Origin of the sequence: uncultured Peptoniphilus sp., from assembly GCF_946998875.1 — a bacterium.
Taxonomy (GTDB): Bacteria; Bacillota; Clostridia; order Tissierellales; family Peptoniphilaceae; genus Peptoniphilus_A.
On sequence record NZ_CAMQAY010000031.1, the window covers coordinates 1 to 11,653 of the forward strand.

Consider the following 11,653-nt stretch of genomic DNA (forward strand, 5'->3'; position numbering starts at 1 on the left):
GGAAGAACAGTAGCATCTGGAGTAGTATCTAAGATTCTTGACTAATCCTTTAGATTAAAAATAAATATAAAATAGGAGCAGGCAACTGCTCTTATTTTTTTGCAAATTTTTTGGGAAAAACTATAAAACTTCTCCTGTAATTTTCTTTTAAAAAGTCTATATGCTAAAATGAATTTACGGAGGTTTTATGAGCATATATAAGGGACTTAATAAATATAAAATTAGAATAATTGTTGTAATACTTCTTACCTTTGGCAATGCTCTGGGCGAACTTTTTTTGCCGCGACTTATGAGCCTTGTCATAGATAAGGGTGTGGCTTATGGTGACACATCTTATGTGCTAAAAATTGGAGCTCTCATGATAGTCGTCGTGATTTTAACTGTCATGTGCAGGGCATCTGCTGCCTATCACTCTTCAAAGACCACTATGGCTTTTTCAAGAGACCTGAGGTACAAGCTCTTTAAGAAAATTAATTATCTCAGCTTTGACGATGTTGAGCACTTTTCTATTTCATCACTTATTACAAGAACTACTGACGATGTAAACCAAGTTGAGCAAATGGTTTTAATGGGACTTAGACCGCTAATTAGAGGTCCCCTCATGTTTATCGGTGGACTCATCATGGCTCTTTCTACAAATGTAAAGCTGTCTCTTGTCTTTCCCCTTACCATTCCCTTTATTGGATTTGGAATTTTTTATGTCTTCAAAAGGGGTCTGCCCTACTTTCCAATTTTGCAGAGAAGGCTTGACAAGTTAAATGAACTTTTTAGGAGGAGGTTAACTGGTCTTCGCGTCATCAGAGCTTTTTCCAAGGACGACTACGAGGAAGAAATTTTTGACCAGGCAAACAAATCTTATCAAGAGATGGCAAGTCTTGTGAATAAACTTCTTGTCAATGTGAGACCCATGCTTGGCACCATTTTAAATTTTGGAATAATTTTTGTCCTCTACTATGGGGCAAAGTTAGTAGATATTAGAGACATGGGCATTGGCGAACTTATGGCATTCATTCAGTACATCACTCAAGTTCTCCTAGCCATGATCATGATGTCTTTTCTTCTTACCCTTCTTCCTAGAACTTTTGCATCTATGGAGAGGATTAACGAAGTTTTGGACTATGAAGCGACAAAAACTGGTGGCGAAAAAATTTTATCAGAGGAAATTTTTGACATTGAGGCAAGGGACTTGTCCTTTTCCTATCCCGATGCCAGCTTAAAAGTTTTAAAGGACATAAATTTTCATGTGAAAAAGGGCGAGACCCTTGGCATAATTGGCGGGACTGGTTCAGGCAAGTCAACTCTTTTAAGACTTCTCTTGCAATTTTACGAGCCAGGGGATGGTGAACTTTTTATTAACGGTATAGACATCAAGAGTCTAAAAAACTTTGGGCTTAGAGAGGAAATTTCCTATGTGCCACAGGAAAATTTCTTCTTCTCAAAAACTGTTGCTGAAAATTTATCCTACGCAAGGGAAGATGCTGAAGAAGAAATAATGCTGGAGTCCATAAAAAATTCCGATGCAGAGGAATTTTTGGGAGGAGATCCACTTAATAAGGAAATAGCAAGAGGGGGCAAGAACCTTTCTGGCGGACAGAGACAGAGACTTGCCATAGCAAGAGCTCTCACTCGAGATGCCTCAGTTTACCTCTTTGACGATTCTTTTTCAGCCTTAGATTATAAGACTGATTATGAGCTTAGACAAATTTTAAAGGAAAAACTTCAGGGCAAAATTGTTATTGTTGTGGCACAAAGAGTGGCTACGATTTTAAATGCCGACAAAATTTTGGTTTTGGAAGACGGTCAGGTGGCAGGCTATGGTAATCATGAAAGTCTCATGAAGACAAATGAAATTTATAGGGAAATTGCAGTGAGTCAGGGGCAAGCTTATGAAGAAGAATAACACAATTTTAAGGATAATTTCCTACTTAAAAAATTATAAGGGCCCTTTATTTCTTGCAATATTTCTTACTATTGGCTCATCTATTTTTGAAATAATTTCGCCAAAGTTAATGGGAAATATCACCACTAGAATTTTTGAAAATTTAAAGATGAAGACCAGCATAGACTTTGATTTCGTCATAAAAATTTGCATAATAATGGCTGTCGTTTATATTTTTCAAGCTGTCTTTGAATTTTTTAGGGGCAGAATTTTAGTAGATGTGACTCAGGACTTAATTGCAAGCTTTAGAAGAGAAATCTCCGAAAAGGTCAAGTACATTCCAACTTCTTTCTTCGACAAGAATAAGACTGGGGACCTTTTATCTAGGATGACTAACGATGTTGAGACTCTGGGAAAAAATTTGCAGCAGACAATTTCTTCAATCTTATCTTCTATTGTTTTAATTGTGGGCATACTCTTTGTCATGATAAAAATTTCTCCAAGCTTGACTTTAGTCTTTCTCTTTACCCTACCCATGACCTATTTTTCCACGAAATTTATTTCGAAAAAGTCTCAAGGATATTTTAGGAGGAAGTCAAGAGGTCTCGGCTCTATGGTGGGCTTTGTCGAAGAAAACTTTTCTGGGTCTGAACTCATTAAGGCCTTTAACTATGAAGAGAGATCAGAAAGGGAGTTTTTAGAAATCAATGACAATCTCTATGAGGTTTCCTATCGCGCCTCATTTATGACGGGCATCATGCTTCCAATTATGACCTTTATTTCAAACCTTGGCTATGTAATGCTTTCCATTGTGGGCGGACTTTTAGTGGTGTCTGGAAAATTATTTGTGGGAGACATTCAGGCAGTCATTCAATATGTGAGAAGGCTCTCCAATCCAATTGAGCAATTAGCAGAGATGGCGTCAATTTTTCAAGCTTCAATTGCTGCTGCCGAAAGAGTTTTTGAATTTTTGGACCAAGAGCCTGAAGTTGAACTTGTAAAGGATGAAATAAAAAGACCAGTGGAAGATATTGAATTTAGACATGTATATTTTTCCTACGATAAAGAAAAACCTGTCATCAATGACTTAAACCTTGCAGTTGAAAAAAATAAAACTGTTGCCATAGTTGGCTCAACAGGGGCAGGCAAGACTACTATTGTAAATCTACTTATGAGGTTTTATGATATTGATAGGGGTTCCATTAAGATAAATGACAAAGACATAAGAGATGTGTCTAGAAATAACTTGCGCTCACTTTTTGGTATGGTTCTCCAAGATTCATGGCTCTTTAGGGGTACAATTTATGAAAATATTTTGTATGGACGAGAAGATGCCACAAGAGAAGAAGTGATTGAGGCGGCAAAAAAGGCCTACTGCCACTCCTTTATAGAGAAACTGCCAAGGGGTTACGACACCATGTTAAATGAAGAGGCGTCAAATATTTCTCAGGGACAAAGGCAACTTTTGACAATAGCAAGAGCCCTCTTGTCTGACCCGGAAATTTTAATTTTAGATGAGGCGACTTCTTCTGTGGATACAAGGACAGAGGCGCTAATACAAAAGGCCATGAAAAATCTCCTTCACGAGAGGACAAATTTTGTAATCGCCCACAGACTTTCCACTATTGTAAATTCTGATGTGATTTTAGTTTTAGACAAGGGCGACATTGTTGAAAAGGGAAATCACAGAGAACTTCTTGCAAGAAAGGGAGTCTATGCAGAGCTATATAATTCACAATTTAAGGACTAGGAGGTCAATATGAAAGATTTTATTTTTGATGTTAGTACGAGAATTCTTTTTGGAAGGGACCAAATGAAAAATTTGGCTTCTGAAATAAAAAAATATGGAAGTAGAGTTTTACTTTCCTATGGCGGAGGCTCCATTAAGAGAAGTGGACTTTACGACGAGATAATAAAAATACTTGAAGAAAATAATATTTTTTACAAGGAACTTTCTGGCATTGAGCCTAACCCAAGAGTTGAGTCAGCAAGAGAGGGCGTAAAAATTATTAGAGAAAATAATTTGGACTTCATCTTGGCAGTGGGCGGCGGCTCTGTAATTGACCTTTCAAAACTCGTTGCAGGAGCAGTTTATCTTCATTGCGACCCATGGGACATTGTAATTAGAAAGGCAAAGATTGAAAGGGCGCTTCCTCTTGGAACAATTTTAACTCTTTCAGCAACTGGTTCTGAAATGGACAGGGGAGGAGTTATTACAAATCCTGAAACTACACAAAAACTTGGCTTCACATCAGCCTACACTCTTCCAAAATTCTCTATCCTAAATCCTGAGCTAACTTATACAGTTAATGCCAAGCACACTGCAGCAGGAATTGCCGACATAATGAGTCACACTATGGAAAATTATTTCACTTTAGGAGATGGAGCTTACATGCAAAACAGACTGGCTGAAGGAATTTTAAAAACTTGCATCCACTACGGACCTATTGCCATGAAAGAGCCAGAAAATTATGAGGCAAGGGCAAATATTATGTGGGCATCATCTTGGGCAATTAACGGTTTACTTTCTACGGGCAAGGCAACAGGATGGTCAGTTCACGCCATGGAACACGAACTTTCTGCCTTCTATGACATAACTCACGGCATTGGTCTTGCAATTTTGACTCCAAGATTTTTAAACCACATCTTAAATGATGACACAGTGGACATGATTAGGGACTTTGGCATAAATGTCTTTGGCATAAAGGCAAGTGAGGACAAGTTTAACGATGCCAAAAAAGCAATTTCACATCTTCATGCTTTCTTTGAAAATGACATGAACATACCAATGACTCTTGGTGAAGTTGGCATTGACGACAAAAAGCTTGAAGTCATGGCAGAGGCAGCAGCAAGACATGCTGGCGGCTCAATAAAGGGCGTTGTGGAACTTAAAAAGAGAGACATACTAGAAATTTATAAGGCTTCTCTATAAGTTTAAAAAATTTTTGGAAAAATTAAAAAAATAAAAAAGCACAAAAAAAGACGGGGACAAAAATCCTCGTCTTTTTAAAATTTTATTCTTAAGCTTCTACTGAATTTTCCCAAAGTCCGTGGATATTGCAATAGCTTAGTGCGTAAACTTCTCCACCCTTGTCAGTTTTTACAGCTGTTTCAACGCAAGGTACTGTAAAGATTTCGCCTTCGCCGTGTGCGCTAAATTCGTAAGAACCAACTTCAATTGGGAATTTTTCTCCTTCAGGTTTGAAGAATACTTTAATCCATGCAATGTGGTGTTCTAAAGTGTTTGGATGTTCGATTTCTTCTCCAACCATAGCCTTAATCTTTAGAAGACCTTCAGCCTTTTCTACGTGAATTACAGGAACGTGTTTTTCAGATTTAAAATCAGCAGTTTGTACTGTTTCAGTTAATTTCATTTTTATTACCCCCAAAAATTTATATTTTTACTACATAAAAGTTATTACCCCATTTAAATTAATTAACTCATTAATTTTAAAATAAGGAAAAAAACTTTTATATTTAGTATAATAAATTAGAGGTGCAAAATGGATAAAATAAAATTAATCGCCACTACAAATATGGGTCTTGAAGCTGTTACAAAAAGAGAACTAATAGACTTGGGCTATGAGGACTTAAAAGTAAGTGACGGAAAAGTTGAAATAGATTGTGATTTTAAGGACATTGCCATCTTAAATTTAAAGTTAAGGACGGCAGAGAGACTTTTACTCTTAGTTGACTCCTTTAAGGCAGAGACCTTTGAAGAACTTTTCGACAAGGTTTTTGAAATTCGCTGGTGGGACTATCTTGGCGAGGAAGATAATTTCATCATTCAAGGAAGAAGCAGGAAGTCAAAATTATTTTCTATTTCCGACTGCCAAAGGATTACTGAAAAGGCAATAATCGAAAAACTTAAGATGAAGTATAAAATTTCCTGGTTCGAAAAATCTGGTCCAAGAGTAAAAATTGAAGTTTCACTATTAAATGACCTAGCAGAAATTACCATTGACACATCAGGCGAGGGACTTCACAAGAGAGGTTATAGGGAGGTAAACTACAAGGCTCCCCTTTCAGAAACTATTGCGGCAAGTCTTGTTAAGCTGACTTTTTGGAACAAGGACAGGATTTTAGCAGATCCCTTCTGCGGCTCAGGCACAATTCCCATTGAAGCAGCCATGATGGAAAAAAATATTGCGCCAGGACTTATGAGAAAATTTGATTTTGAAAATTTTAAATTTTTCGACCCAGAAATTTTTAAGGAAGAAAAGAAAAAAGCCTACTCTGAAATAAAATACGATGAAAAATTGGAAATCTTAGCATCAGATGTTTCCTATAAGGCAATAGAAATTGCCAAGTCAAATGCAGAGATCCTAGGTCTAGAGGAAGACATCTCCTTCTTCCAAAAGGACATAAGAGATTTAGACCTACCCGATGACTATGGCGTCATCATAACAAATCCACCCTATGGGGAGAGAATTGGTAAGGAAGATGTTGACCAGCTAAATAAAGAGTTGGGCGAGCTTGCGAAAACCTTAAAGACTTGGTCTTTTTATGTAATTACTGCCAATGAAAACTTCGAGAAAAATTTTGGCAAAAAAGCTGACAGAAATAGAAAATTATACAACGGCAGAATTAAGACATACTACTACCAATATTATGGTCCAAAGCCAAAAAGATAATTGTTATGTGAATCTTAATTTGCTATACTGTAAACAATAAATAAAGGTGGTGAAACATGGAAAAATATTTAGCTGAAGAAAGAATAGAGGATAAAATTGACGACAAAATTGATTTTCAAGTTCTAAATGCCATTGCAGACTTAGTTCGGGTTCTTGACTATAATGAAAAAGTCGTCTTTGTCAACAAGGCAATGGAAGACCTCTTAGGTTATGACAGTGACAAAAAAGTTTGCATCTTGGGCGAAGATCTCTTTGATCCAGAGATAACTAGGCGGGCACTTTTAAGCGGCGAAGTTATCCAAAGAGAAGAAAATATTGGCAGCATGGTTTTTTCCGTAAAGTGTTCACCAATTATAAATAAAAAGGGAGAAATCCTTGGCGTAGTTGAAGTTTTTAGAAATGTAACTATGGCACGAAAGTTGCAAAGGGAAATTATCGAGAAAAATAGGTTCATGACCAGTGAAACTATGGCAGCCTCACTTATCCAACAGACAGTCTTGCCAGAGAGGGGCTTTATAAAAAACTTGAAGGTAAATTATGTTTACAGACCTTCTACAATTTTAAGTGGCGACATGTTTGATGTCTTTGAAATAGATGATGACCACATAGCTATCTACATAGCCGACTCTGTTGGTCACGGCTTTGCTGCCTCCATGGTTACCATGTTTATTAAGTCTGTTGTGAGGACTCTTGATAAGCTTACTCTCATTTCGCCCCAAAAAACTCTCTCTGAACTTTGCACAAGGTTTACTAGCCTAAGGCTTGAAATAGAAAATTATTTCACTTGCTTTTATGGAGTTTACAACACAAAAAAGAAGAAATTTGTTTTTGCCAATGCAGGCCATTTGCCTCTGCCAATAATGGTTAGGGACAGAGAATTTATGAGCTTAGAATCAAAGGGCTATCCAATTTCAAGATTTTTTGCCAGACCTGATTATGAAGAGAAGGAAATAAAACTTTATTCAGGCGATTACATTTTGTTTATGACAGATGGAGTTGTGGAGGCAAGAAATTCAAAGAAGGAATCCTTTGGCTACGAGAGAGTCCACAATATTATCTTAGAAAATAATAAGGATGTCCTAGAAATTTTAGATAACGAGTTAGAAGAATTTGATGACGAAGAACAGACAGACGACATCTCAATGCTTCTTATTAATGTTTGGTAAATAAAAAAGCTCACCACTTGTGAGCTTATGAATTATATTCAGGCAATTTTTCTTTTAAAGAAATTTTTGCCTGTTTTTTTATTGCAAAGGAAAGTGCCATTGCCACAGCGACATAGCCTATAATTATAAATTTAACAAAACTTACTGACCCAAAGGCCATATAGAGCCTAAAAATTATAAAGGCTGAAAGTGCCATTGCCGCCATGCTAAGTATTCCAAAGAGAAATACTGGGAAGTTTCTCTTAACTGCATCTTGAGGGTTTTCCCAATCAAGCTTTGGATATTTTATGCCATAGTAAATTCCAAAGGAAGATGAGGCATAAGACCCAAGGCAGGACCCTATTAGCATAGCCAAAATATATAGACCATCAAAGCCTATGAGGTAGGCTAAAAATATTATTATTGGAAAAGTTGATATAAATTGAAATAAGCTTGAGCCCAAAATTCTTCCCTTAATCTGATCTTCATAGGAGATGGGAAGAGTCTGCATTAGATAAATATTTTTCCCTTCGCGAGTTATGCTTGTGATAGACAGGGGTGTCATAAAGGCTGCATAGAAAAATAGTCCTATTAATAGGGCAAAGAAGACATCAATTTTTCCAAAACCGAAAGACTCTGTATTGGCAAAAAATTCTTGAATGTGTTTTATACTTTCGCCCTTTAAAAATCCAAAAATCATGAGGATTGGAAACATAAAAGCTCCACTTGCCAAGTTAAAAAAGTAAACGGGCGTCTTTATTACATTTGCCACATCTTTTTTTGCAAGAGAAATTGCAATAGATGTGTTTTTATTTTCTCCCTTTCTCTTTGCCCTTGAGCCTGATGTATTTGCCCTTAAGACTCCAGCTATCATTAACTTTGAGAGGGGAAAGCTTAGGATAAATAAAATTAGAGCCATAAGAAGAAGTATACCAAGGCTTATAAAAAAGCCTGGGATATTATTCATCACATAAATTTTATCCACTAGATAAACTTGTGGGAAGAGGTGCTTTATAAACTTTATTATGTTTTTTTCTACAAATTCTTTTGAAAGATCTGATCTGGCGATAAGCTGTGGTGCCAAGGTCGCCCCAATTCCAAAAATAAAACCAAGAGCCTGAAGTAGATTTTTTAGTCCACCTATGCCTGCAAAGGCCCTCATAAATAAAATCAGGATAATTGACATAATTAAAAGTGTAAAAATAATATTTGATAAATTCAAAAATACTATGGAGAAAAATTTAAGAAAATTTAAATTTCCATATTTTGTCAGTGGAAAGACCATGGGAATAAAAACTATGAAGCTAACCACAAAGACTGTTATGATAGAGCCAAGAATCTTTGATAGATAAATATTATTTTGCCTAAGGGGAAGGGGAAGTAGGAGTTCCACATCCCTAGAGTAATAAATTTTTGAAATAATTCCTGGGCTGGTAAAGACTATGGTGCCAAGAGAGACAAGGCCAAAGAAGACCATTAGGACCAGGCTTTCCTTTCCAAGCTTTGCCATGGGAATTATGAAGCCAAGAATTAAGAAAAAATATAAAAAGGCAAGGTAGAAAAATAAAATTACAAGGCCTAAAACTGTTAGAACCCTAAAGTCACCGCCATTTTTTGAGGGCTTTTTTAGGGGAGCCAGAAGACTCAGGTAGAGGTCTTTTTTTAAAAGAGTCTTTAATTCAAAAAATCTATTCATAAAATCACTCCGTAAGCTCTAAAAATATTTTTTCAAGACTTCCACTGTCCTTGGCAGCAGCCTTGATGTCATCGAGACTTCCCTCTGCAATTAATTTTCCCTTATTAATAATTGCAATTTCGTCGCACATTTTTTCTGCAACTTCCATTACATGAGTGGAAAAGAAAACTGTGCCGCCGCCATCAGCCACTTCTCTCATAATATTTTTTAGCCTAAAGGAACTTTTTGCATCAAGGCCAACCATGGGCTCATCTAAAATTAAAAGCCTTGGCTCGTGAATTAGGGCGCCTATTAAAACTATTTTTTGCTTCATGCCATGAGATAGGGTAGAAATTGTGGCGTCTAAATTTTCTGTCATCTCAAAAATTTCTGCATACTTTTTTATATTTTCATTTCTCTTTTCTAAGCTCATGGAGAAGACATCTGCCATAAAGTTTATATACTGCCTAGCAGTCATGGTCTCGTAGATGTCGGGGTTGTCTGGCACATAGGCAAATTTTTTCTTTGATCCAATGGGGTCCTCTAGGGTGTCAATGCCGTCGATTTCAATTTTGCCGCTGTCTTGCCTAAGCATGCCCACAATCATTTTTATAGTTGTAGTTTTGCCTGCGCCATTGGGTCCTAAGAAGCCATAGACTACTCCATTGGGCACATCTAAACTTAGGTCATTTACAGCAATTTTTGTGGCAAAAGTTTTTCTCAAGTTTTCTATTTTTATCATGTTGCCTCCAGTTATGAAAATTTTTATAAAATTCATATCTAAAATGTTTTAAACTCTTTAAATTTAAAATTATCTTATAATAAAAAATTTTACCTGTCAATTCTATTTTGAAAAGAATCTAAATAGAAAGGCAAAAAATTTTACAAAAAATCTTTGCAAAATAAAAGACCCCGAAGGGTCTAATAAATTATGCGCCGAGATAGGCTGCCTTAACACTTGGATCACTTAAAAGTTCCTTGGCAGATCCACTCTTTACAATTTTTCCAGTTTCAAGGACATAGGCTCTGTCAGAAATTTTAAGAGCCAGATTTGCATTTTGTTCTACTAAGAGAACTGTTACGCCAATCTCCTTGAAATTTTTTATTACATCAAAAATCTTTTCAACAAAGAGGGGAGAAAGACCCATGGAAGGCTCGTCTAACAAAATTAATTTTGGTCTAGTCATCATGGCACGACCCATGGCAAGCATTTGTTGCTCGCCACCAGAAAGGGTGCCTGCTCTTTGATTTTTTCTCTCTTCAAGAATTGGAAATCTTTCATAGATGACCTTTAAAATTTCCTCGTCGCTTTCCTTTGGATTTTTCACAGCAAAGGCGCCAAGCTTTAAATTGTCAAGGACGGATAAGTCTGTAAAGACTCTTCTGCCTTCAGGCACTTGGGCAATTCCCATCCTAGTAATTTCATGTGCCTTAGCCTTACTTACATCCTTATCTAAAAATCTAAGAACGCCACTTTTTTTGGGGATGAGCCCCGATATACTTTGAAGGGTTGAAGTTTTGCCAGCGCCATTGGCACCTATTAAACAAACTATTTCTCCTTCATTTACATCGAAGCTTACGCCCTTTAGTGCGTGTATATTTCCATAAAATACATTTAAATCTGTTACTTTAAGCATTGCTACCTCCAAGATAAGCTTCTATAACTCTAGGGTCGTTTATAACATCGCGAGGAAGACCTTCAGTTAGCATCTTTCCATAATTTAAAACAGCAATCCTTTCGCAAATGCCAAGGACAAGTTTCATGTCGTGCTCAATTAGTAGAATTGTAATATTAAATTTGTCACGAATAAGTCTAATTGTTTCCATAAGCTCTTCTGTCTCTTGGGGATTCATGCCAGCAGCAGGTTCGTCTAGGAGGAGAAGTTTTGGATTAGTTGCCATGGCTCTTGCGATTTCCAATTTTCTTTGGTCGCCATAGGACAAGGTGTTGGCAGAGAAATTTTTAAACCTATCTAAGTTAAAAATTTTCAAAAATTCCATGGCACGAGTGATGCCCTCATATTCTTCCTTCCAGAATTTTTTTGTCCTAAACATTCCATCTATTAGTCCATATTTTATTTCATCATTTTGGGCAACACGAACATTGTCAAGGACAGACATATAACCAAAGAGCCTGATGTTTTGAAAGGTTCTGGATATACCCTTTTCAACAAGCTTGTGAGGCAAAAGACCATTTATTCTTTCGCCCTTTAATAGGATTTCTCCTTCAGTGGGAGAATAAACACCTGTCACCATATTAAAGACTGTGGTCTTGCCAGCGCCATTGGGACCAATTAGTCCAAAGAGTTCGCCTTCCTTT

General features: G+C 36.7%; 10 protein-coding genes. 5 read left to right on the plus strand and 5 right to left on the minus strand.

Features of this window, described 5'->3' with window-relative positions; translation table 11 throughout:
• Positions 1 to 187: 187 nt before the first annotated feature.
• The 3 genes from Q0U74_RS07030 to Q0U74_RS07040 are packed head-to-tail and all read left to right on the plus strand — an operon-like array spanning position 188 to position 4,811.
• Entirely contained in the window at positions 188 to 1,900 is a 1,713-nt protein-coding gene (locus Q0U74_RS07030) for an ABC transporter ATP-binding protein (protein WP_297393641.1), read from the plus strand.
• Entirely contained in the window at positions 1,887 to 3,629 is a 1,743-nt protein-coding gene (locus Q0U74_RS07035; protein ID WP_297393643.1) for an ABC transporter ATP-binding protein, read from the plus strand. Before Q0U74_RS07030 ends, Q0U74_RS07035 begins: the two co-directional genes overlap by 14 nt.
• Before the next feature lie 9 nt (positions 3,630 to 3,638).
• On the plus strand, positions 3,639 to 4,811 hold the full coding sequence (locus Q0U74_RS07040) for an iron-containing alcohol dehydrogenase (protein ID WP_297393645.1): 1,173 nt from the start codon (positions 3,639 to 3,641) through the stop codon (positions 4,809 to 4,811).
• Between the two features lie 88 nt (positions 4,812 to 4,899).
• On the opposite strand, the gene Q0U74_RS07045 is transcribed toward Q0U74_RS07040, so the two are convergent.
• Entirely contained in the window at positions 4,900 to 5,253 is a 354-nt protein-coding gene (locus Q0U74_RS07045; RefSeq protein WP_297393647.1) for a class II SORL domain-containing protein, read from the minus strand.
• A gap of 129 nt (positions 5,254 to 5,382) precedes the next feature.
• Here Q0U74_RS07045 and Q0U74_RS07050 point away from each other — a divergent pair, with 129 nt between their 5' ends.
• Entirely contained in the window at positions 5,383 to 6,513 is a 1,131-nt protein-coding gene (locus tag Q0U74_RS07050; RefSeq protein WP_297393649.1) for a class I SAM-dependent RNA methyltransferase, read from the plus strand.
• A gap of 56 nt (positions 6,514 to 6,569) precedes the next feature.
• Positions 6,570 to 7,679: a SpoIIE family protein phosphatase gene (locus Q0U74_RS07055; protein WP_297393650.1), complete on the plus strand. Its 1,110-nt coding sequence runs from the start codon at positions 6,570 to 6,572 to the stop codon at positions 7,677 to 7,679.
• 25 nt (positions 7,680 to 7,704) lie between these two features.
• Here the strand turns inward: Q0U74_RS07055 and Q0U74_RS07060 are convergent, their stop codons facing one another.
• From Q0U74_RS07060 to Q0U74_RS07075, 4 genes are all read right to left on the minus strand, one after another.
• Complete coding sequence (locus tag Q0U74_RS07060; RefSeq protein WP_297393652.1) at positions 7,705 to 9,354, minus strand: hypothetical protein; 1,650 nt, start codon at positions 9,352 to 9,354, stop codon at positions 7,705 to 7,707.
• A gap of 4 nt (positions 9,355 to 9,358) precedes the next feature.
• Positions 9,359 to 10,075 carry an ABC transporter ATP-binding protein gene (locus tag Q0U74_RS07065; protein ID WP_297393654.1) on the minus strand — a complete coding sequence of 239 codons (717 nt, stop codon included), beginning with the start codon at positions 10,073 to 10,075 and terminating at the stop codon, positions 9,359 to 9,361.
• 187 nt (positions 10,076 to 10,262) lie between these two features.
• On the minus strand, positions 10,263 to 10,970 hold the full coding sequence (locus tag Q0U74_RS07070; RefSeq protein ID WP_297393655.1) for an ABC transporter ATP-binding protein: 708 nt from the start codon (positions 10,968 to 10,970) through the stop codon (positions 10,263 to 10,265).
• Positions 10,963 to 11,653: ABC transporter ATP-binding protein (locus Q0U74_RS07075; RefSeq protein ID WP_297393657.1), on the minus strand; the 691-nt coding region annotated here is incomplete at its 5' end. The genes Q0U74_RS07070 and Q0U74_RS07075, both read right to left, overlap by 8 nt.

Coding starts and splice junctions, on each gene's coding strand:
- Q0U74_RS07035 (WP_297393643.1), top strand. CDS start 1,887: ATGAAGAAGAATAACACAATTTTAAGGATAATTTCCTACTTAAAAAAT.
- Q0U74_RS07060 (WP_297393652.1), bottom strand. CDS start 9,354: ATGAATAGATTTTTTGAATTAAAGACTCTTTTAAAAAAAGACCTCTAC.
- Q0U74_RS07050 (WP_297393649.1), top strand. CDS start 5,383: ATGGATAAAATAAAATTAATCGCCACTACAAATATGGGTCTTGAAGCT.
- Q0U74_RS07045 (WP_297393647.1), bottom strand. CDS start 5,253: ATGAAATTAACTGAAACAGTACAAACTGCTGATTTTAAATCTGAAAAA.
- Q0U74_RS07030 (WP_297393641.1), top strand. CDS start 188: ATGAGCATATATAAGGGACTTAATAAATATAAAATTAGAATAATTGTT.
- Q0U74_RS07065 (WP_297393654.1), bottom strand. CDS start 10,075: ATGATAAAAATAGAAAACTTGAGAAAAACTTTTGCCACAAAAATTGCT.
- Q0U74_RS07040 (WP_297393645.1), top strand. CDS start 3,639: ATGAAAGATTTTATTTTTGATGTTAGTACGAGAATTCTTTTTGGAAGG.
- Q0U74_RS07055 (WP_297393650.1), top strand. CDS start 6,570: ATGGAAAAATATTTAGCTGAAGAAAGAATAGAGGATAAAATTGACGAC.
- Q0U74_RS07070 (WP_297393655.1), bottom strand. CDS start 10,970: ATGCTTAAAGTAACAGATTTAAATGTATTTTATGGAAATATACACGCA.